This is a genomic window from Tardiphaga robiniae (genome assembly GCF_001618955.1).
Taxonomy (GTDB): domain Bacteria; phylum Pseudomonadota; class Alphaproteobacteria; order Rhizobiales; family Xanthobacteraceae; genus Tardiphaga; species Tardiphaga robiniae_A.
Window position 1 is genome coordinate 79,510 of the sequence record NZ_LVYV01000006.1, and the last position, 18,894, is coordinate 98,403.

An 18,894-nucleotide genomic window follows, 5' to 3' on the forward strand; every position below is an offset into this window, starting at 1 on the left:
CCGCGGCCAGACTAAAACGCGAGAAGCTACCCGGATACTCCAGTAAGTGGATGTATTAGCAGACCTAAATGTTTTGATCGGCAGATTGCTAGTTTGATCGGCAATGCGACGGGCATCAGCGAATGACCAGCATCACCACCCTGTCCGAGGGAACCGACGCCTCCACGAGGGACCTTCGCAAGGATTCGGCATTGCGGATCGCGCGGCGGCGAACCGCCTATATCGCGCAGGCGTCGAGCTATCTGATCGATGCCGCGATCCTGCTGCTTTACGCCATGATCGGCGTGACCACCGTGGCGACGGGGGTCGTGTATCTGGCCATCAGGCTCGCTGTCGTCGGCATTGCTGCCTATTTCTCGGAGATCCAGGTCAACGACCGTTTCAAGGACCCGTACCTCACGGTCCCCCTCTCCATCGTCAGCATCATCGTCCAGATCGGTGCGATCTATCTCGTGCCGCAGATCGGCTTCTACTTCATCTCCATCATCTTCGTCGTGCTCGGCTTCGCCGCACTGCGCATGAGTGCGCGCCAGACCGGCATCGTCTGGTCCGCTGCAACGCTGGGCCTCGCACTACTTTTCCTGATGACCGACAAGCCGATCGGCATTCCCATGGCCACCGCGACCGAGCGCGCTCTGGCGCTGGCCTGTTTCGTCAGCGCGCTCGGCCGCTGCGCCAGCGCCGGCCTCTACGGCAGCTCGATGCGCGAACTGCTGTATCGTCGCAGTAACGACCTCGCGGCCGCCAATGCGCGGATCGAGGAACTGGCACAACTCGACGAACTCACCGGCGCGTTGAACCGGCGCTACATCATGAAGTGCCTGAACGACGAGATCGCGAAGGCCCAGCGCAACGCCACAACCTGCTGCATCGCGATCATCGACCTCGATCACTTCAAGAAGATCAATGATCACTTCGGACATCCGGTGGGCGATGAAGTGCTGCGCGCCTTCGCCATCTCGGTCTTCGCCAATATCCGCACCATCGACAGGTTCGGCCGTCAGGGCGGCGAGGAGTTTCTGCTGATCCTGCCGGACACCGACATTGATCTTGCGATCCAGACGCTGGATCGATTGCGCAGCCTGATCACGGAACTGAACTGGTCGGCGATTGCGCAGGATCTGACTCTGACGATATCCGCCGGGATCAGCGCCATCAGGCACAACGATACGCCGGAAGACATTTTGGCGCGCGCCGACCTTGCGCTCTACAGCGCCAAGGATACCGGCCGCGACCGCGTGGTGGCAGCCCCGCAAAAGCGGCAGTTCAGCTGAGCGGCAGCAGGAAACCCGCTTGAAAAGCGCGCTCAAACTAAAATATATCGATATTTCAAAGGCTTAAAATGGCAGGGGCGGTAGGGCTCGAACCTACGACAACCGGTTTTGGAGACCGGTACTCTACCAACTGAGCTACACCCCTACAGGAAGACGGCGCACCGTCATTTCCGCGCTGTTTGAAGCATAGGCGACGCCTGATTTGCAAGAGGCGAAGCACCCCTCCGAAATCAAATCCCGCCAGGAATCAAAACGGCGGGCAAGGGAACAAGCCCCTGCCCGCCGTCTGTATCGATTATTCGATGATGCTAGCGACGACGCCTGCACCGACGGTGCGGCCGCCTTCACGGATGGCGAAGCGCAGCTTCTCTTCCATCGCGATCGGCACGATCAGGTGCACTTCCATCGCGATGTTGTCGCCCGGCATCACCATTTCGGTGCCTTCCGGCAGATGCACCACACCGGTCACGTCGGTGGTGCGGAAGTAGAACTGCGGACGGTAGTTGGTGAAGAACGGCGTGTGACGGCCACCCTCTTCCTTGGTCAGGATGTAGGCCTCGGCCTTGAACTTGGTGTGCGGCTTCACCGAACCCGGCTTGCACAGCACCTGGCCACGCTCGACGTCTTCACGCTTGGTGCCGCGCAGCAGTGCGCCGATGTTGTCGCCGGCCTGGCCCTGATCCAAGAGCTTGCGGAACATTTCAACGCCGGTGCAGATCGTCTTCTGCGTGGCGCGGATACCGACGATTTCGATTTCCTCGCCGACCTTGACGATGCCGCGCTCGACGCGGCCGGTCACGACGGTGCCACGACCCGAGATCGAGAACACGTCTTCCACCGGCATCAGGAACGGCTGGTCAACCGGACGCTCCGGCTGCGGGATGTAGCTGTCGACCGCCTTCATCAGTTCGAGAATGGCGTCATGACCGAGCTTCACGTCCGAGTTTTCGAGAGCGGCCAGCGCCGAACCCTTGATGATCGGAATGTCGTCGCCCGGGAAGTCGTACTTCGAGAGAAGTTCGCGCACTTCCATCTCGACCAGTTCGAGCAGCTCCGGATCGTCGACCATGTCGCACTTGTTCAGGAACACGACCAGCGCCGGAACGCCGACCTGGCGGGCGAGCAGGATGTGCTCGCGGGTCTGCGGCATCGGGCCGTCGGCAGCCGACACGACCAGAATGCCACCGTCCATCTGCGCGGCGCCGGTGATCATGTTCTTCACATAGTCGGCGTGGCCGGGGCAGTCGACGTGGGCGTAGTGGCGGTTGGCGGTCTCGTATTCGACATGTGCCGTCGAAATGGTGATGCCGCGGGCCTTTTCCTCGGGCGCCTTGTCGATCTGGTCGTAAGCGGTGAACGTGGCACCACCCGACTCCGCCAGCACCTTCGTGATCGCCGCAGTCAGCGACGTCTTGCCGTGGTCAACGTGACCGATCGTACCAATATTGCAGTGCGGCTTGTTACGTTCAAATTTTGCTTTGGCCATAGATCCACCTGTTAAGCCACGCCCGTGCGCAGCACCAAACCGGCGGCTGGTTACAAGGGAAAACGGCCCTGTTCAAGCCCGAACTTCTAGGCCAAGCTCGTCCAACCATGCCGGCGAGCCCCCGTATGTAAGCCGGCAAATGACAAGATCAATCAAAGCACTATCGGGAGCCCCCATGAACGCCCAAACTGCCGCAAAACACGCCATTTCCCTCGAGACCCCCGAGCTGCCGCAGGCCCGGCCGGAAACGCTGGGATTGTCATCAAACCGTCTTCAAATCATGTCGGACGCGTTCAAGCGCGAGATCGACAAGGGCACCACGCCGGGCGTCACCATGCTGGTCTCCCGCCGCGGCCAGATCGGCTATTTCGAGGCCTTCGGCAAGCAGACTCCGGACGGCGCCGCTGCGATGTCGAAGGACAGCCTGTTCCGCATCTTCTCCATGACCAAGCCGATCGTCTCGCTGGGCATCATGCAGCTGGTCGAGAACGGCCACATCCTGCTCAACGACCCGCTCGCCAAATACATCCCCGAATTCGCCGACACCAAGGTCGGCGTCGAGCGCAACGGCGCGCTCGAACTGGCGCTGCCGCTGCGGCCGATCACGATCCAGGACCTGCTGCGGCATACGTCGGGCATCTCCTATGAGATCACCGGCAACGGCATGGTGCAGCGGATGTACCAGAAGTCGAACCTGCGCAATCGCGACATCACCAATGAAGAGCACGCGAAGATCGTCGCCAGCCTGCCGCTGATCTGCCAGCCCGGCAGCGAATGGAATTACAGCCGCTCCACGGACATTCTCGGCCGCGTCATCGAAGTCGTGTCCGGGAAGTCGCTGGGCAACTATCTCACCGACAACATTCTGGCGCCGCTGCAGATGGCCGAGACCGGCTTCCACACAGCAAGCGCGAACAAGGACCGTATCGCCCAGCCCTTCCCCACCGATCCCTGGACCGGCGAGAAAGTCGCACTGTTCGATCCGCTGGAGATTCCCAAGATGGAATCCGGCGGCGGCGGCCTCGTGTCAAAGACGATGGACTATGCGCGTTTCTGCCAGATGCTGTTGAACGGCGGCACGCTGGACGGCAACCGCGTGATCGGCAGCCGCACACTGCACCTGATGGCGTCCAATCACCTCAACCCCAACGTGAAGCTGGAGACACATCTCGTGCCGCCCGGCCACAGCTTCGGCCTCGGCTTTGCCGTGCGCACGGACGATGGGCTGGCACCTTACGCGGGATCGAAAGGGCAATTCTTCTGGAGCGGCGTCGCCGGCACGTTCTTCTGGATCGATCCGCAGGAAGAACTGTTCGCGGTGTTCATGTCGCAGGGGCCGGGACAGCGGGAATATTTCCGGACGCTGATCCGGAGTTTGGTCTACGCCGCGGTGGAGTAAGGACTCCGCACTCAGCCAACGCAAAACTCGTCATTCCCCGCCACTCCAATTGGAGTGGCTGGGGATGAGCGTAAGTCGGCGAAGCCGACTGAAGCTCAGACCCGGAATCTCGACATGGCCTGGCGCTGTCGGAGACTCCCACGTCGAGATTCCGGGTTCGCGTGCGCAAAGATGCGCCCGCGCCCCGGAATGACAGTGTAGGTGCTATCCCCTCAACTAATCGTAGCCCCGCCGTCGATCACCATGGTCTGGCCGGTCATGAAATTCCCGGCTGCTGATCCGAGGAACACCGCGGCGCCCGCGATCTCATCGGGGATGCCGATGCGCAGCAGCGGCGAGCGTGCGGTGGAGGCCTTGAGGTTCTCCGGATTGTCCCACAGCGCTTTGGCAAAGTCGGTCTTGATCAGACCCGGCGCAATGCAGTTCACACGCACATTGAACTTGCCGTATTCGCAAGCGAGATTGCGCGCGAGCTGCATGTCAGCGGCTTTCGAGATCGCATAGGCGCCCAGGATCGTCGAGCCCTTCAACCCACCGATCGACGACACGATGATCACCGAGCCGTCCTTGCGTTCGATCATGTCGGGCACGACCATGCTGGTCAGCCAGTTGTTGGCGACGATGTTGTTGTCGAGAATCTTGCGGAACTGATCGTCGGAAATGCCGGCCAGCGGCCCGTAATACGGATTCGATGCGGCGTTACACACGAGCACGTCGATCTTGCCGAACGCCTTCTTGCTCTCGTCGACAAGGTTCTGCAGGTTTTCCTTGCTGGAGATGTTCGCAGCGATCGCCACCGCAGTCCCGTCGCCGAACTGCGCGTTGATCTCCTTCGCCACCTCGTCGCAGACATCCTGTTTGCGCGAGGAAATCACCACCTTGGCGCCATGCTCGGCCATGCGCTCGGCAATGGCGCGGCCGATGCCACGCGTCGAGCCGGTGATAACCGCGACTTTTCCGGTCATGTCGAACAGGTTCATGTCTCTCTCCCCTTGATCCGGCATGAGCCGGTTGTTTTTGATTATGCGAGTTTCGTCGGCGTCACTTCCGGCCCCGCCGGCTGATGCATCGCTGCATGCGAGGGATCGGCGATCCATGGCTGCTGGTTGACCATCGGAATGCGCCAGCCACTGTGGCCGTCGCTGGCGAGATGATCGAGCCGCGTCACCGAACAATTGTCGATGGTGAAAGCGAGGCCGCGATCCGGCTGATCGTTGAGCGCAAGACCGATAGCCGCCTTGATGGTGCCGCCATGGGCAACCGCAATGATATCCTTGCCGGCGTGCTCGGCATTGATGCGTTCGATGCCGCGGCGAACGCGGTTGTAGAGATCCATGAAACTTTCGCCATTCGGCGATGGCTCATCGATCGGCGCGAACCAATAGCTGCCGACATTGATCGGACGGCTGGCGAAGAACGCGGCGCGGTTCATGCCCTGCCAGTCACCGAGATGCTGTTCGGCGAAATCCACTTCATGCGGCATCGCGTCGGGCTTCGGAAATCCCGCGGCCCAGATCGCACTCGCCGTCTGATGCGTGCGCTTGAGATTGCTGGCGACCCAGACGGCATTGCGCGGCAGGATCTTGCCGACCGCATCGAACACCACACGGTCGCTGCAGTCGCAGTCCATGTCCTTCTGGCCATAGATGTTGCCGCCGTCACTCCGCACCGGGGCGTGTCGCACCCACCACCACCGCGTCGCCGTCACACCTTGAGGGACTGTATGCTGCGCCACGAACGGTTTCTCGGCGTTGGACATCGTGACCACCCTTCAATACTGTTTCATCCGTCCTACGTCAGAGCGCGAAGCGCCTCAAGCATCTTCGCAGCTTGGCACGCATCATTGAATTCCATATGGCGGCACGCCGCACAAAAAACATACAGGGAGAGAGTTATGGGCCGCCTCGCAGGCAAATCCGTCATCATCACCGGCGCGGGCAGCGGCATCGGCCGCGCCGCAGCGCAGCTGTTCTCGAAGGAAGGCGCGAAGCTCATCATCGTCGATCGCAGCGAGAGCGTGCATGAAACCGCGAAACTCGTGAGCGACGCCGGCGGTACCATCGAGGCCGTCACCGCCGATGCCGGTTCCGAGAGCGATGTGAAAGCCTATGTCGAGAAGGCACTGTCCAAATACGGCAAGCTCGACGCCATCTGGGCCAATGCCGGCGTGTCGGGCGGCCTCGTGCCACTGCTGGAACAGACCGTCGAGCAATGGCAGGAAATCCTGCGCATCAATCTGATCGGGCCGTTCCTCGCGATCAAACATTCCATGCCGCATATGGTGAAACAGGGCCATGGCTCCATCGTTCTCACCGCCTCTGTCGCAGGCCTGAAGTCCGGCGCCTCCGGCCATCCCTATGCGTCCAGCAAGGCCGGCGTCATCAGCCTGGTGCAGACGACAGCCTATTCGCTCTCCGGCACCGGCGTCCGCATCAATGCCGTATGCCCCGGCCTGATCGAGACCGGCATGACCAAACCGATCTTCGACAATGCCAAGGAGCGCGGCACGCAGGGCAAGATCGGCCAGCTCAATCCGCTGAAGCGCGCCGGCCAGCCGCATGAACTCGCGGCGATGGGGCTGTTTCTGGCGAGCGACGACGCGTCCTATGTGAATGGCCAGGCGATCCCGGTCGATGGCGGCCTCACGGCCTCGATGCCTTACGCGGGCAAGCCGATCTAAGACGGAACGCGGGATGGGTTTGGCTTCGCTCAACTCATCCTGCGATCCAGAACAACTGCTGCATGCGTCCCTCGCGGTGCGGCCAATACGGCAAGCGCCGAGGCCACCTGAATGGCGACGCCGATGAAAATCGGTGTCGCGTAGCCGCCCGTAATGTCTCGCAGAAGCCCCATGGTTGCCGGCCCACAGGCGTTGATCACGCCGGCAATCCCGATGGACAGCCCGAGCACCACGCTGAACGCGTTCGACGGGAATTCGCGCTGAACGATTAGCGCCGGCAGCGTGATCAGATTGCCCATCGAAAAGCCGAACACCGCGCAGGCAAGGAATAGCCCGGTCGTGCTGGTCGATAATCCCAATACGCTCAGTGCCGCAGCCTGGCTGAGGATCGATACCGCGGCAGCGCGGCGTGGGGCGACGCGGTCGGCAACGAGACCAAGCGTAATGCGCCCGACCAGCGACATGGCCGTTGTAAGCGAGACCGCGCCGCCCGCCGACTGAAATCCGATTACCGGCGTCAGGATCGATATCTGATGCACGATGAACGCAACCTGCACCAGGATCGCGAACGCGAATGGTGCGGTCAAGCTCCAGAAGCCGGGATCGCGCAGGAGGTCTGCACGTGACAATGGCGGAGCCGCATGTACAGCTTCGGCAATCCGCCGTTCCCCTGCGCGCGGGAATCGAACCATGATTGCCACGACCGGCACGAGCACGATGGCCAACACGGCGGCGGCGATATCCAGCGCGTGACGAAATCCGGTGGCTTCGACTAGCAGGACCAGGCCGGGCATCAGCAAGATGCCACTGAACGTCGCCCCGGTGAAGGTGAGACTGATCGCCAGGCCGCGCTTGCGGTCGAACCACGCACCGACGATCGCCGCAGCGGTGATCGTCCCGAGGCCGACCCAGGCCAGCGCGAGCACGACAAAGCCCGCATAGAGATGCAGCAGGGAGTCCGCCGATGCCAGCAATACAAGACCTGTCGCAAGCGCGGCGACGCCCGCAAGGACCAGGCTGCGCGGCCCGATCCAGCGCAACAGATCGCTGACGAACATCGATAGCAGGGAGCCCAGTACGAGACAGAGCGTACTTCCCGTTGCGATTAGCCCGGTCGGCCAATCGTTGAGGCGGCGGAGTTCGGCGACATAGACGCCCTGCCCGTATAGGCCGAAACCGAAGATCGAAATCTGGACCAGAAACAGGGCGGCAACAATCCGCCAGCCCATATAGCGCAACGACGTCTCGTCGGCCGGATCGGTCTCGGCCATCGCATGCGTTTGCATTTCCCCACCGCCGCGCTCAATGCGTCCTCATAGAACGCTACCTATGATTGCGGCGCCATGCCATCGCTGCGTATCGGATGGCGGTCAAGAAATAACGCAGACAGTTACAATCCGTCAGGCGGAGCGTTCGATGAATTCGTCGCCAGCAAACGGTCGCGCACGCGCTCGCGGTGGAAGGTATAGATGCCGGACAGCACGATCACGCTCGCGCCGAGCACCATCATGGCGTCGGGCACATCACCGAAGACCAGATAGCCCAGCAGCATCGCGTAGAGCATCTGCGAATAGCGCATCGGCGCGACCGACGAGACGTCGCCGACGCGTAGCGCGAGGATGACGCACTGGAATCCGATCAGCGTCATCACTGCCGCCAGCGCCAGCAAAGCGAGCGAATGAAACGATAGCGCGGTCCAATCCCCGTGCAGCAGGGTGAACACTGCCCCTGCCAGCGTCACCGCAACGGCGGTGAGAAAGGTCACGAACAGCGTGGGAATTTCGGCCGGGATGCGTTTGGTGACGAGATCGCGCGTGGCGTAGAACAACACCGACAGCAGCGCCACCAAAGTGAACTGACTGAACCCCTCGGCGCCCGGCCGCACGATGATCAGCACGCCGGCGAAGCCCGCGGCAATCGCCAACCATCGGCGCCACCCCACCGGCTCGCCCAGGATCAGCACGGCGCCGCAGGTCATCACCAGCGGCAGCGATTGAACGATGGCGGTCACATTGGCGAGCGGCAGCGCGCTGACCGCGACCAGGAACAGCGCCGAGCCGCCGATCTCGCCAGAGATGCGCAGCGCCACCGACGGCACGAATAGCAGCCGCAGCGGCCGTAGCGCGCCCTGATGCACCGCCAGCGCACCGATCATGACGCTGGCGAACAGCCCGCGCAGCATCATTACCTCGCTGAAATGCATCTGCACGGTGAGGAATTTGGCAATGGCGTCGTTGACGCTAAAGGTTGCCATGGAGACAGCCATCAGCAGGCTGCCGCGCAGATTGGGAGAGAGAGGCAAGACAATCCTGGATGAGTTACGGTCAGAGCGGACAGGCTCCGAACAGAGCAAGACTCAGGCCAAATGATTGCGCCTCATGTGCACCAAAACAGAAACGCGAGCCAGACGACCCGCGCGTCCCTGCCATTCACTGCGCGCCGGACTGATGGCCCGGCGCCGAGCCTACAACCCATCCGGCGGCATGCTTGGCGCACTGGCCGCCGGCAACCGGTTGCGAACGCGCTCGCGATGGAACGCATAAAGACCGGACAGCACGATCACCGACGCGCCGAGAACCATCGGGCCGTCGGGCACATCGCCGAACACCAGGTAACCAAGCAACATGGCCCACAACAGTTGCGAGTACCGGAACGGCGCAACAGCGGAGATATCGCCGGCGCGCAGCGCCAGGATCACGCACTGATATCCAATCAGCACCAGCACAGCGGCGAGCGCCAGCAGGCCGAGCGACCGGTTCGAGGGCGGCGTCCAGCCGCCCAGCGGAACGAGCAGGATGGCGCCAACGATCGTCACGACGATCGTCGTCAAAAACGTGACGAACAGTGAAGGGATTTCGGTCGGAATGCGTTTGGTCGCGAGATCGCGCACGGTACAGAACGCGACCGACAACAGCGCCAGCAGCGAAAACTGGTTGAAGCCCTCGACGCCGGGCCGGACCACAATGAGAACGCCGACGAAGCCCGCAGCGATCGCCAGCCAGCGCCGCCAGCCCACCTGCTCACCGAAGATGAGCGCCGCTCCGAGCGTGATCGCGAGTGGCAACGATTGAAAGATCGACGATACGTTCGCAAGGGGCAGATGTGCGAGCGACGCCAGAAAAGTCACGGTGCCGCCGATCTCGCCGAATACGCGCAGCGCCACAGACGGCACGAACAGGATGCGCAGCGGACGCAGCGCCTTCCGCTGGGTGGCGAGCGCGCCGATCAGCACGACGGCGAACAGACCGCGCACCAGCATCACCTGGCCGAAGTTCATGTGCAGCGTCAGGAATTTCGTGAGCGCGTCGTTGAGGCTGAAGCCGGCCATCGCTATGGCCATCAGCACGCTGCCGCGAAGACTGGGAGAGAGAGACAAGTGCGTTTCCAGGTCGATCGACGCAGCAGCACTTGCTGCGGCCGGCCCTCTTGGCGGGGCATCTCTGAAGCGATCATGAAAGAGGCGCGATCCCCAGTCGGTCGCGCCTCTTCAATCGTTTATTTCGCGCCCGCGAGCTGTGCGTATTTCCACGAGGCCTGCGCCAGCGGAACGGTGCGCTTGGCGGATTCCATCGCCTTGGCTGATGACGCGGTGCCGTCGCGCACGCGGCCGGCAATACCCTGCAGAATGCCGGTGAGCCGGAACAGGTTGTAGCAATAGTACCAGTTCAGATCGGGCACGCTCTTGCGGCCGGCCTTGTCGCAATAGATCTTGGCGGCCTCGTCCATGGTCGGGATGTTGAGCGCCTTGAAATCGAGCCCGTCGAGGCCCGGCATGATCCACTGCATCAAAAGATAAGTGAAGTCGGCCATCGGATCGCCCAATGTCGACAGCTCCCAGTCGAGCACCGCCTGCACCTTCGGCTGCGTCGTATGGAACACCATGTTGTCGATGCGATAGTCGCCATGCACCACCGACACCCGCTCCTGTTCAGGCACGGAGGTCGGCAACCATTCGATCAGCCGCTCCATTTCCGGAATGAGCTGCGTCTCGGAGGCGCGGTACTGCTTGGTCCAGCGATCGACCTGACGGGAAAAGTAATTGCCGGGACGGCCGAAATCGCCGAGCCCGATTTTCTCGGGATCGTAGCTGTGCAGCTGCGCCAGCGTCTCGATCTTCGCCGTGAAGATCGCGCGGCGATCTTCCTTCGGCACCGTTGGCAGCGCCGGATCCCAGAAGATCCGGCCGTCTTCCATCGACATGATGTAGAACGCCGAACCGATGACATTGTCATCGGTGCAGAGTGCGTAGGCCTTGGCGACCGGGAAGCCCTGCTTGCCCAATGCCGCGATCACCTTGTATTCGCGATCGACGGCGTGCGCCGATGGCAGAAGCTTGCCGAACGGCTTGCGCCGCATCACGTAGGATTGCTTCGGCGTATTCAGCCGATAGGTCGGGTTGCTTTGTCCGCCCTTGAACTGCAGGACGGTCAGCGGTCCCTCATAGCCTTCCACATGCTCGCGCATCCAGGCTTCGAGGCTCATCTCGTCGAAGCGATGCCGCTCCTCCACAGGCCTCGTGCCGTTATACTCGTCGTCGCGCTTCACACCATCGGTCACGTCAGTCTCCGCTTAGCGTTTCTTAGTGCTTCGACTCATTGGCATACTTGCGCAGTTCGAGCCGCGCAATGGCACGGTTGTGCACCTCGTCCGGACCGTCGGCGAGACGCATGGTGCGCATCGACGCATAGTCACGGGCGAGACCGGCATCGTCGGACACGCCGGCGGCGCCGTAGGCCTGGATCGCATTGTCGATGATCTTCAGCGCCATGTTCGGGCCGGAGACCTTGATCATCGCGATTTCGAGCTGGGCGGTCTTGTTGCCGACCTTGTCCATCATGTCGGCGGCCTTGAGGCAGAGCAGACGGTTCATCTCGATATCGGTGCGAGCTTCGGCGATGCGCTGCTCCCAGATCGAATATTCGATGATCTTCTTGCCGAAGGCGGTGCGCGACGACAGACGGCGCACCATCTTCTCCAGCGCTTCCTCGGCCTTGCCGATGGTGCGCATGCAGTGATGGATGCGGCCCGGACCGAGACGGCCCTGCGCGATCTCGAAGCCGCGGCCTTCGCCGAGCAGGATGTTGCTGGCAGGCACGCGGACATTGTCCAGCTTCACCCGCGCATGGCCGTGCGGTGCATCGTCGAAGCCGAACACCGGCAGCATCTTCTCGATCGTCACACCCTTGGCGTCGCGCGGCACCAGTATCTGCGACTGCTGCTGGTGCTTCGCCGCGCTCGGATCGGTCTTGCCCATCACGATCATCACGGCGCAGCGCGGATCGCCCATGCCCGACGACCACCACTTGGTGCCGTTGATGACGTATTCGTCGCCGTCGCGCTTGATCGAGGTCTCGATATTGGTTGCGTCCGACGACGCGACATCCGGCTCGGTCATCAGGAAGGCGGAGCGGATCTCGCCGTTCATCAGCGGCTTCAGCCACTTCTGCTTATGCTCTTTCGAGCCGTAGCGCATGAACACTTCCATATTGCCAGTGTCAGGCGCCGAGCAGTTGAACACTTCCGAGGCCCAGCCGATATGGCCCATCTGTTCGGCGAGCAGCGCATATTCCAGATTGCTCAGTCCCGCACCGTGGAATTCGTCGTCTTCATGCGACGACGGCGGCATGAACATGTTCCACAGGCCTTCGGCCTTCGCCTTCTTCTTCAATTCCTCGACGATCGGGATCACCTTCCAGCGCTCGCCCGCTTCGTCCTGCTGACGATAGATCGGCACGGCCGGACGCACATGCTTGGTCATGAAGGAGGACACGCGCTCGAGCCATTCGCGCTGGCGGTCCGACATATTGAAATCCATGGGGCGATCCTCGCGTTTTTTAGAATTGTTGACGGCACTGTTGTCCCGTCGCTGGATCACCGCAAGAGCAAATTTGTCTCTGCTGATGCGGCACAGATCCGCGCGGGGGCGATGGCGTTGAGCAGATGCAATATGCCATCAGGCGCACATTGACATTTCCCGACGCTCAAACGATAGTTTCATACATGCGTTTGAAATGCAATGACCCCGATCCGCGCCGCTTCCATGGGGCCATGTTGCAAAAGGACGGTTTTGATCAGGACGATCGCATGGCAGCAGACCACACACGGACGGCGATCATCACCGCAGCCGAACGGCTCTATGCCGAACGCGGCTTTGCGGATGTGACCATGCGCGACATCGTGGCCGCAGCCGACGTCAATCTCGCGGCGGTGAATTATCATTTCGGCAGCAAGGACGAGCTGATCGCCGAACTGTTCGTAACGCGCAGCCTCGCCACCAATCGCGAGCGCCTGCGCGAATTGAAGGCGGCGGAGGAAGCCGGCGACGGCCGCGCCGACATCAACGCGATCTTTGCCGCCCTCGTCGGCCCGACGCTGCGCGGCTGTCTCGGTCCGGAGAAGCAGCGCTCGGATGCCGCGCGCTTCATGATCCGCGCCTCGATCGAATCCGTGCCGCCGATCCGCAAGATCAAGAACCGCGAGGTCGATCACCTCAAGCGCTTCGCCGCGGCGATGCGCCGGTCCCTGCCCGATCAGGACCCCGCCGATATCTTCTGGGCGCTGCATTTCGCGCTGGCCATGGCGCACCAGACCATCCGCGACAGCGAACGCCTGACGCGCATGTCCGACGGATTGTGCGACCTCAACGATGTGCAGGCGATCACCGACCGCGTGGTTGCGGTCGCTGTCATGGCGCTGACGGGGAAACCCGCCAAGGCCCCGCTGAAGGAACCTGCCAAAGCGAAAGCGCGCGCCTGAACGGTAAAGCCCGGTTCCCGCTTCAGATTGCTCGTGACGTCCCGCCGATTCGCGGCGTAGGACGGCAGCGGATCGGGACCGCATCATGAGCGCACAGGACGCCATCGACTTCGTGTCGGACAATATCGCGGAAGTGGGCACGCTGATGCGCTCGCTGTCCGGCCGCTATGAAGGCATCTTCGGCAATCTGCGCGCCGCCTATGGCGTCGCCTTCGAACAGGCGGACAGCATCGCGGATGCCGCGCGCGATGCGACCGCCATCGCGGACGCTATCACCGCAGCCATTCGCGACAACATCCCGAACCAGCCCGGCAATGCCTGCACCAGCGGCTGCGCCGCCTGCTGTCACCTTTACGTCCAGGTGCCACCCGGCACGGCGACGGTGATGGCGCAACATATCGCGGCGCATTTCGCGCCGGACGAACAGACGGCACTCCGCACCCGCCTCGAAGTCGCCGCGGCTGCGGCGCGCGATGCCGCCGACGTCATGAAACTTCGCATGCGCTGCGCGCTGCTCGGCACCGACAACCGCTGCACCGTCTATGAGGTCCGCCCGCTGACCTGCCGCGCCTTTACGTCGCGCTCGGTGGCGCGCTGCCACGACGTGGTGTTCGGCGACGTGCCTGAAGGCACCGGCGTCGAACAGAACGCCGCGCATTTCCGCATTCACATGGAAGCGACGTTTGCGCTTGAGCAGGCCGCACGCAATCGCGGCCTGCCGGATGTGCAGAAGGGACTGGCACAGGCGCTGCTGGATGAGATGGGGACCATCGATGGGCCTGCACCGGAAGCGAAGCGCCATACCGGTTCGTGATGGCTAATGCGCGACCCCGCTCACGACCAACAGCCGACATGATCGATGAGTATTTCCGTCCCTTCGTCGCGCGACTCTACGTTCATATCCAGCGGCTGACGCCCTCCCCGCCATCGGCTATCGGCGCCGCGATTTGCGTGAAGGCTGGACCGGTGCAGACGCTGTAGGCTGCGACACGAGTGAGCCCGACTGGTTTGTCACGTAGCCGCGGGATTCCTGCAGCCGGCGCTGATAGCCCGGCGAGTTCATAAAGCTGCTGCCACCGCCTCGGGCAGATGCCGCGTCAGCGAGCGCGAGTTCGGCGACGGCAGCCAGGACGAGTGCGGCAACCTTCTTTGACATGATGGTCATAGTTCGAACCTCTCCGACGTGAGCAAGCAGCGCAAGGCAAAATTGTTCCTGTGAGCGCGTTAGCACTTCCGGCGCTCCGATCCAAAGCCGACGCCCATCGAACATTCCGCATTCACATGGAAGCGACACTCGCGCCGGAATGAGGCTGCGTGAGCGCGCCTGTGGTCCCGATCACTGCGACGTGATGCTCCCCCGCGTAATCATTGCGATCCCGAAACGTAACTCTTCCGGCACCACGCCAGAGCGTTACGTGAAAGGACGAAATATGAGAGCGTTTTCTGCTGTAATCACCGGGCTGGGCATTGCCCTGCTGAGTGCAGCCACCATTCCGGCCGCAAGCGCAGCCGAGACGGTTCGCGTGCGCGGCACGGTCGAGAGCGTCGACGGCGCGAAGCTGACGGTCAAAACCCGCGAGGGCAATTCGACCGCGATCAAGCTGAACGACAACTGGAAAGTCACCGGCGTGGCCAAGGCCTCGCTCAACGACATCAAGCCCGGCGACTTCGTCGGCATCGCCTCGCTGCCCAAATCCCGCGGCGGCGACGGCGCCCTCGAAGTCCTGATCTTCCCGGCGGGCATGAAGGGCACCGGCGAAGGCAGCTACCCCTGGGATCTGAAGCCGAACAGCACCATGACCAACGCCACCGTCACCAACGCCGTCAAGGACGTCGACGGCCGTAACATCACGGTGACCTTTCACGGCAAGGAAAAGACCATCTCGGTCGCGGACGACACCACGGTCGTGACCTTTGCGGCTGCCGCGCAGGGTGACCTCAAGCCCGGCATGACGGTGTTCGTGCCGTCGCAGAAGGCGGACGACGGAACGCTCACCACCGGCAACGTGGTCGCCGGCACCAACGGCGTCGTGCCGCCGATGTAGCCCGCGCGAAGCGCGCATTGCACCGGGGGATCAGTCGAGCGGCTTGTCGTCGTCGGTCGGAGGCTCAGCTTCCGGCGAACAGATGTCGCCGCCACCGAACTGATCCTCCGGAGGCGGATGATCGCCGAGGATCGTAAGCGGGTCCGGTTTTTCGCCCGGACCTTTGGGTCCCCGCTCCGCTGGCTTGCGTCCGTTCATCTCGGTGTCTCCCTTTGCAAGCCAACGCCACCACGCGCAATCCGTTGCATGGTCGCATGTGCCGATTGGGACGATGACCGATATCGCTCGGTCCGTTGAACGAAAACCCGTCCCGGACTGACCCAAGACCGACCGAACGGTCCTGGAGACGATGTCATGAAACGGTTTCTGATCTTCCTTGTGCTGTTTCCCGCCATTGCCACTGCGGCGTTCTACGTCGTGACCTACATCCTGACGGGCGCTGCGCAGGACAGTGGCACAGGGCCGGTTCTCATCTATCTCGTCTTCATCGTGCCCGGGCTTCTCGTCGCTTTGCTCGACTGGCTGGCCGCCAGATCGTCCATTTCTGCTGTCATCATCACGACGCTTCTGACCTACGGAGCATCGGTGCTGGTGATGGCTTTGCTTCTCGGATGGAGCAAACAGGTCCTGGCGCTCGGTCTCATCTGTGCCATACCCGCCGGCTTGTGTTCGTGGCTGTCCAGCCGTAGCGACGCCGCGGCGCAGGCGTCGTCGCCGGCATGACGCGTTCTAGATGCGCGCCGCGATCAACTGACGGATGAACTCCGGCGCCTTCGCGCTGGGGAGCCACCGCGTCACCGCGATCATCTCGGCGTCGCGATCGATCCAGATCATGTTGCCGCCGGCCCCTAACGCATAGACCGCCGTCTCCGGCGCGGCCTTGTTTGCATGCGGCCCGCGGTTCAGCCACCACAGGAAACCGTAATTCGGCTGCTGCGACGACTGCGCCCACATCGCATCGACCCAGGCCTGCGACAGCAGCCGCTGGCCATTCCAGTCGCCGCCGCGCGCCATCAAGAGACCAAAGCGCGCATGGTCCTCCGCGCCGATGAACATGCCGCCGCCCCAATGGCCGCCGCCCGGCACCGACTGCATCCGCTGGCCGTCGATCTCGACAAAGGAATTGTCATAGCCGACCCACTCCCAGTCCTTGGACGCGCCGATCGGATCCATGATGCGCGCACGCAGCACCTCCGGCAGCGGCCGCTTGAACAGATTCAGCAGGCAGAGCGACAGCAGGTTCACGCGGACATCGTTATATTCGTAGAAGCTGCCCGGCGCTTGCCACTCGCGCAGCTCGCCCTTGCGGCTGTTGTCGGCATTCGGCGCGACCAGACGGTTGTGATCGATCTGGTCGGGCTTGCCGAACAGCTCGCCGCGCCACTCGCTGGTCTGCTCCAGCAGATGCCGCCAGGTGACCTTGGCGTTATGGGCATCCGCAAATAGCGGCCCGGGCACGCACGTGGCCACCGGCTCGTCGATATCCCCAATCAGCCCGTCATCGACCGCGAGGCCCGCCAGCACGGCCAGATAGCTCTTGGCGATGGAGAAGGTCATATCCGCCCGCGCGGTCTCGCCCCACGACGCCAGCACGCGACCATTTTGCAGCACCATGCCCGCGGAGCCGCCGCGCTCACGCACCGGCCCCAGCACAGCGCTCCATGGCCCGACCTCATTCCAGTCCACATTCGGCGCGTAGCGGCCGTCGTCGTAATAGAAGCCTCGCGGCCACGGCGTTTCATTGGCCTGCGCAAACGCGACGGCAGCAGCGAGCTTGTCCGGCGCATAGCCGGCCTCGCGCGGATCGACCTTGTCCCAAGTGTTTCCGCTGGTCGGAAAATAACGTGACTCTGTCATGGAGATATCAAGCTCGCTTTGGACAACACGCCAAGGTTATTGACTGGATGGGACGTGGCGGCAACCTGTAAAGACGTGCGTGATTTTCGGGATTGCGATTGGAGCTGTCGAACCTTCGTATTCAGCTTCGAAGTCGAGGCCCGCTACCATCATTGCAATTTATTGTACTATACTCACTCTTACGGCTTCAACCACTTAGCCGAAAACCACTTACGCAATTCAGGCACGGCAGTCCAATGAGCGAGACGACTCAGCCATCGACCATCATGAAAGCGATGTGCGCAATTTGTGCGGGAATACGGAACTGTGAAATCCGTGGCCATGCAGACGAAAGCTGGGACGATGCGGGCGGCATGGTCTGGGGTAGAACCAGCTGGTACATTCTTCAATGTCGCGGATGTGACCACATGTTTTGCCATACGGTCAAAATCTTCTCTGAAGACTATGACCATCAGTGGGATTCCGCGACTCAGCAAGACGTTTTGGTCTACGACGAGACCATCGCCTATTGGCCAGCCATATTTGAGAGAAAGCAGCCCGATTGGTTTTCACCAATGGGCTTCGCAGGCGACAAGGACAACGTCCTCCACGGCGCGATGCAGAAACTATATGTCGCCCTCGAAAATGACCTGACACGCTTGGCTGCGGCGGGAGTGCGAACCGCTTTTGATATCGCATCTGAATTGCTTGAAGTGGACTCACGCCTTTCGTTCAAGCAAAAGCTGGATGCCTTGGTGGCCACCAACCGAATTAGTAGCCTAGACCGCGACAGCTTGGAAACTCTGACCGAAGCGGGAAGCGCTTCCATCCATCGTGGATGGCTTCCCGATGCAAACAATCTCTCAACAATGGTCGATCTACTCGAACATTTTATTCACAGCGCTTTTGTTGCCCCTGCTCTCAAGAGAAAGTTGGACGAAAGAACTGCGGCGCTGAAAGAAACTGTGCCAGCGAGAAAACCACGAGAGAAATCGCCAGTCGATAAATCAATACCGAGCGCTTGATCGATATCGACCACGAGCTTGCCGTTTGGCGTCAGCATCTGGAGCAACACCTACCGCAAGACGAAGCGCAACGCCCACATGCGCAACCCATGGCGCGGGCATTTGACCCCATCCTCACATTGAAGGGCACGTGACGTGCCAAGCACGTACCTATGTGACGAGTATAACAATTAGATGTCAGGCCAGAACCGCCCGAAAAGTCACAGACTTTTCCTGCGCACGAAGCTGCGTTAGCTTATCCGGTGCACCTTGCACGATGTCTGTGATCGGCACGTCAAACATTCTTACTCGATCACTTAATTCAAAGGCAGGCAAGCGAGCACATCAATCCGCGGCCGAGTGTCTGCTTAACGTCCCAGGAGCGGATCCGGCTCACCGGATCGTTGAGGAAGA

The 18,894-nt window shown here is 61.8% G+C and carries 19 protein-coding genes and 1 tRNA gene; 8 read left to right on the forward strand and 12 right to left on the reverse strand.

What is annotated here, in order from left to right:
- The first annotated feature begins 122 nt into the window (after window positions 1–122).
- Complete coding sequence (locus tag A4A58_RS10200) at window positions 123–1,274, forward strand: GGDEF domain-containing protein (RefSeq protein ID WP_081421805.1); 1,152 nt, start codon at window positions 123–125, stop codon at window positions 1,272–1,274.
- 69 nt (window positions 1,275–1,343) lie between these two features.
- On the opposite strand, the gene A4A58_RS10205 is transcribed toward A4A58_RS10200, so the two are convergent.
- Both A4A58_RS10205 and tuf read right to left on the reverse strand, forming a co-directional pair.
- Window positions 1,344–1,419 (reverse strand) — tRNA-Trp (locus A4A58_RS10205).
- A 150-nt stretch (window positions 1,420–1,569) separates the two neighbouring features.
- A complete protein-coding gene (gene tuf, locus A4A58_RS10210; RefSeq protein ID WP_068731498.1) occupies window positions 1,570–2,760 on the reverse strand; it encodes an elongation factor Tu in 1,191 nt (396 codons plus the stop codon).
- Window positions 2,761–2,935: 175 nt separating this feature from the next.
- On the opposite strand from tuf, the gene A4A58_RS10215 reads away from it, so the two are divergent.
- Window positions 2,936–4,159, forward strand: coding sequence for a serine hydrolase domain-containing protein (locus A4A58_RS10215; protein ID WP_068731536.1), 1,224 nt, complete (start codon window positions 2,936–2,938; stop codon window positions 4,157–4,159).
- A gap of 212 nt (window positions 4,160–4,371) precedes the next feature.
- Here A4A58_RS10215 and A4A58_RS10220 read toward each other — a convergent pair whose 3' ends face one another.
- Both A4A58_RS10220 and A4A58_RS10225 read right to left on the reverse strand, forming a co-directional pair.
- The gene (locus A4A58_RS10220; protein ID WP_068731538.1) at window positions 4,372–5,139 is read right to left on the reverse strand and encodes an SDR family NAD(P)-dependent oxidoreductase; all 768 of its coding nucleotides are present in this window, start codon (window positions 5,137–5,139) and stop codon (window positions 4,372–4,374) included.
- 41 nt (window positions 5,140–5,180) lie between these two features.
- Window positions 5,181–5,918 carry a histidine phosphatase family protein gene (locus tag A4A58_RS10225; protein WP_068731540.1) on the reverse strand — a complete coding sequence of 246 codons (738 nt, stop codon included), beginning with the start codon at window positions 5,916–5,918 and terminating at the stop codon, window positions 5,181–5,183.
- 135 nt (window positions 5,919–6,053) lie between these two features.
- On the opposite strand from A4A58_RS10225, the gene A4A58_RS10230 reads away from it, so the two are divergent.
- Window positions 6,054–6,839 carry an SDR family NAD(P)-dependent oxidoreductase gene (locus tag A4A58_RS10230; protein WP_068731542.1) on the forward strand — a complete coding sequence of 262 codons (786 nt, stop codon included), beginning with the start codon at window positions 6,054–6,056 and terminating at the stop codon, window positions 6,837–6,839.
- A 29-nt stretch (window positions 6,840–6,868) separates the two neighbouring features.
- Here A4A58_RS10230 and A4A58_RS10235 read toward each other — a convergent pair whose 3' ends face one another.
- From A4A58_RS10235 to A4A58_RS10255, 5 genes are all read right to left on the reverse strand, one after another.
- Window positions 6,869–8,110 (reverse strand): MFS transporter, encoded by a 1,242-nt coding sequence (locus A4A58_RS10235; protein WP_158005668.1) that lies wholly within the window; start codon window positions 8,108–8,110, stop codon window positions 6,869–6,871.
- A gap of 119 nt (window positions 8,111–8,229) precedes the next feature.
- Window positions 8,230–9,192 (reverse strand): DMT family transporter, encoded by a 963-nt coding sequence (locus A4A58_RS10240; protein WP_349509573.1) that lies wholly within the window; start codon window positions 9,190–9,192, stop codon window positions 8,230–8,232.
- A 111-nt stretch (window positions 9,193–9,303) separates the two neighbouring features.
- A complete protein-coding gene (locus A4A58_RS10245; protein WP_068731549.1) occupies window positions 9,304–10,215 on the reverse strand; it encodes a DMT family transporter in 912 nt (303 codons plus the stop codon).
- A gap of 119 nt (window positions 10,216–10,334) precedes the next feature.
- Window positions 10,335–11,396, reverse strand: a complete 1,062-nt coding sequence (locus A4A58_RS10250) for a phosphotransferase family protein (protein WP_068731551.1) — start codon at window positions 11,394–11,396, stop codon at window positions 10,335–10,337.
- 22 nt (window positions 11,397–11,418) lie between these two features.
- Window positions 11,419–12,654, reverse strand: a complete 1,236-nt coding sequence (locus A4A58_RS10255) for an acyl-CoA dehydrogenase family protein (RefSeq protein WP_068731553.1) — start codon at window positions 12,652–12,654, stop codon at window positions 11,419–11,421.
- 269 nt (window positions 12,655–12,923) lie between these two features.
- On the opposite strand from A4A58_RS10255, the gene A4A58_RS10260 reads away from it, so the two are divergent.
- The gene (locus tag A4A58_RS10260) at window positions 12,924–13,595 is read left to right on the forward strand and encodes a TetR/AcrR family transcriptional regulator (RefSeq protein WP_068731633.1); all 672 of its coding nucleotides are present in this window, start codon (window positions 12,924–12,926) and stop codon (window positions 13,593–13,595) included.
- Window positions 13,596–13,680: 85 nt separating this feature from the next.
- Window positions 13,681–14,409, forward strand: a complete 729-nt coding sequence (locus tag A4A58_RS10265; protein WP_068731555.1) for a YkgJ family cysteine cluster protein — start codon at window positions 13,681–13,683, stop codon at window positions 14,407–14,409.
- 117 nt (window positions 14,410–14,526) lie between these two features.
- Here the strand turns inward: A4A58_RS10265 and A4A58_RS10270 are convergent, their stop codons facing one another.
- Window positions 14,527–14,760: a hypothetical protein gene (locus tag A4A58_RS10270; RefSeq protein WP_068731557.1), complete on the reverse strand. Its 234-nt coding sequence runs from the start codon at window positions 14,758–14,760 to the stop codon at window positions 14,527–14,529.
- A gap of 265 nt (window positions 14,761–15,025) precedes the next feature.
- Here A4A58_RS10270 and A4A58_RS10275 point away from each other — a divergent pair, with 265 nt between their 5' ends.
- A complete protein-coding gene (locus A4A58_RS10275; protein WP_068731559.1) occupies window positions 15,026–15,640 on the forward strand; it encodes a hypothetical protein in 615 nt (204 codons plus the stop codon).
- Between the two features lie 30 nt (window positions 15,641–15,670).
- Here A4A58_RS10275 and A4A58_RS30770 read toward each other — a convergent pair whose 3' ends face one another.
- A complete protein-coding gene (locus A4A58_RS30770; RefSeq protein WP_158005669.1) occupies window positions 15,671–15,838 on the reverse strand; it encodes a hypothetical protein in 168 nt (55 codons plus the stop codon).
- Window positions 15,839–15,994: 156 nt separating this feature from the next.
- Here A4A58_RS30770 and A4A58_RS10280 point away from each other — a divergent pair, with 156 nt between their 5' ends.
- Window positions 15,995–16,363, forward strand: coding sequence for a hypothetical protein (locus A4A58_RS10280; protein ID WP_068731561.1), 369 nt, complete (start codon window positions 15,995–15,997; stop codon window positions 16,361–16,363).
- A 6-nt stretch (window positions 16,364–16,369) separates the two neighbouring features.
- On the opposite strand, the gene A4A58_RS10285 is transcribed toward A4A58_RS10280, so the two are convergent.
- Window positions 16,370–17,497, reverse strand: a complete 1,128-nt coding sequence (locus tag A4A58_RS10285) for a serine hydrolase domain-containing protein (RefSeq protein ID WP_068731563.1) — start codon at window positions 17,495–17,497, stop codon at window positions 16,370–16,372.
- Between the two features lie 236 nt (window positions 17,498–17,733).
- On the opposite strand from A4A58_RS10285, the gene A4A58_RS10290 reads away from it, so the two are divergent.
- Window positions 17,734–18,501, forward strand: a complete 768-nt coding sequence (locus tag A4A58_RS10290; RefSeq protein WP_068731565.1) for a DUF4145 domain-containing protein — start codon at window positions 17,734–17,736, stop codon at window positions 18,499–18,501.
- Window positions 18,502–18,894: the final 393 nt, after the last annotated feature.

Bases quoted from the DNA above. Each gene is read 5' to 3' on its own strand.
- A4A58_RS10235 (WP_158005668.1), bottom strand. From the start codon at position 8,110: ATGGCCGAGACCGATCCGGCCGACGAGACGTCGTTGCGCTATATGGGC.
- A4A58_RS10265 (WP_068731555.1), top strand. From the start codon at position 13,681: ATGAGCGCACAGGACGCCATCGACTTCGTGTCGGACAATATCGCGGAA.
- A4A58_RS10230 (WP_068731542.1), top strand. From the start codon at position 6,054: ATGGGCCGCCTCGCAGGCAAATCCGTCATCATCACCGGCGCGGGCAGC.
- A4A58_RS10270 (WP_068731557.1), bottom strand. From the start codon at position 14,760: ATGACCATCATGTCAAAGAAGGTTGCCGCACTCGTCCTGGCTGCCGTC.
- A4A58_RS10220 (WP_068731538.1), bottom strand. From the start codon at position 5,139: ATGAACCTGTTCGACATGACCGGAAAAGTCGCGGTTATCACCGGCTCG.
- A4A58_RS30770 (WP_158005669.1), bottom strand. From the start codon at position 15,838: ATGAACGGACGCAAGCCAGCGGAGCGGGGACCCAAAGGTCCGGGCGAA.
- A4A58_RS10285 (WP_068731563.1), bottom strand. From the start codon at position 17,497: ATGACAGAGTCACGTTATTTTCCGACCAGCGGAAACACTTGGGACAAG.
- A4A58_RS10200 (WP_081421805.1), top strand. From the start codon at position 123: ATGACCAGCATCACCACCCTGTCCGAGGGAACCGACGCCTCCACGAGG.
- A4A58_RS10275 (WP_068731559.1), top strand. From the start codon at position 15,026: ATGAGAGCGTTTTCTGCTGTAATCACCGGGCTGGGCATTGCCCTGCTG.
- A4A58_RS10215 (WP_068731536.1), top strand. From the start codon at position 2,936: ATGAACGCCCAAACTGCCGCAAAACACGCCATTTCCCTCGAGACCCCC.
- tuf (WP_068731498.1), bottom strand. From the start codon at position 2,760: ATGGCCAAAGCAAAATTTGAACGTAACAAGCCGCACTGCAATATTGGT.
- A4A58_RS10255 (WP_068731553.1), bottom strand. From the start codon at position 12,654: ATGGATTTCAATATGTCGGACCGCCAGCGCGAATGGCTCGAGCGCGTG.
- A4A58_RS10280 (WP_068731561.1), top strand. From the start codon at position 15,995: ATGAAACGGTTTCTGATCTTCCTTGTGCTGTTTCCCGCCATTGCCACT.
- A4A58_RS10225 (WP_068731540.1), bottom strand. From the start codon at position 5,918: ATGTCCAACGCCGAGAAACCGTTCGTGGCGCAGCATACAGTCCCTCAA.
- A4A58_RS10260 (WP_068731633.1), top strand. From the start codon at position 12,924: ATGGCAGCAGACCACACACGGACGGCGATCATCACCGCAGCCGAACGG.
- A4A58_RS10290 (WP_068731565.1), top strand. From the start codon at position 17,734: ATGAGCGAGACGACTCAGCCATCGACCATCATGAAAGCGATGTGCGCA.